Origin of the sequence: Acidisphaera rubrifaciens HS-AP3, from assembly GCF_000964365.1 — a bacterium.
Classification (GTDB): domain Bacteria; phylum Pseudomonadota; class Alphaproteobacteria; order Acetobacterales; family Acetobacteraceae; genus Acidisphaera; species Acidisphaera rubrifaciens.
Window position 1 is genome coordinate 1 of the sequence record NZ_BANB01001018.1, and the last position, 950, is coordinate 950.

Below are 950 nucleotides of genomic sequence, written 5' to 3' on the forward strand. Positions count from 1 at the left end.
GGCCGCAGCCGGGGCGAGGCGGCGGCCAGCGCGGCGGCCAGGTCGCCCCCGCTGGCATCATTCCCGCTGGCATCATTCCCGCCGGCATCATCCCCGTCGGCATCGCCCGCGACGCGACCCCCCGCGACGAGGGAAGCAGCGACCGGCCCCCCCCCCGCGTGCGCCACCCCGGCGCGATCGCGCTTGACGGGATCGTCCATGACAAGATCGCTCATGACAGGCTAACGGCCCCCGGCTGTGTCGGGTTTGACTGTGCCGACATGGGGCGGGCCCCTATGTTGTCAGCACCTTTGCCACGCTTTCCCTCGGCACTTCCCCGCACAGGACCACCGTATGACCCCTCTGCGTTACACACGTATGGCGATGCTGCTGCACTGGCTGGTCGCCCTGCTGATCGGCGTCAACATCGTGCTCGGCTACATCCCCGACTCGGTGCCCGACAGCTGGTCGCGGCCGGTGATCGACCTGCACAAATCGGTCGGCATCACCGTGATCGGCCTTGTCATCCTGCGCCTGCTGTGGCGGGCGGCCAATCCGCCGCCGCCGATGCCCGCCACCTATCGCCCGGTCGAGCGACGGGCCGCGCACTGGGCGCATTACGCGCTCTACGCCGTCGCCATCCTGCTGCCGCTGTCCGGCTGGCTGCACGATTCGGCGTGGAAGGACGCAGCCGGCCACCCGCTGACCCTGTTCGGCGTCATCCCGTGGTTCCGCTTCGGCTTCATCACCAACATGGACCCGGCGTCGAAGGAGGCGTTCCATAGCTTCATGTTCTCGGTCCACGTCGCCTTCGGCTATGCGCTTTATGCGCTGCTCGCCCTGCACGTGCTCGGCGCGCTCAAGCACCAGTTCTACGACCGCGAGCCGGAGCTGCAGCGCATGCTGCCCGGCCGGTGAGCGCGCGGCCGGACGCGGCGCCGGCGGGGCTCGCCGCGCCGCCCCTGCCGCCC

General features: G+C 70.3%; 2 protein-coding genes. One reads left to right on the forward strand and one right to left on the reverse strand.

Annotation, left to right across the window (positions count from 1 at the left end; translation table 11 throughout):
- Window positions 1–200, reverse strand: a 200-nt coding sequence (locus B8460_RS23155; RefSeq protein WP_206742664.1) for a hypothetical protein, incomplete at its 3' end; no start/stop codon positions are given.
- A gap of 133 nt (window positions 201–333) precedes the next feature.
- Between B8460_RS23155 and B8460_RS19790 the strand changes: the two genes are divergently transcribed.
- Window positions 334–897 (forward strand): cytochrome b, encoded by a 564-nt coding sequence (locus B8460_RS19790; RefSeq protein WP_048863350.1) that lies wholly within the window; start codon window positions 334–336, stop codon window positions 895–897.
- The last annotated feature ends 53 nt before the right edge of the window (window positions 898–950 follow it).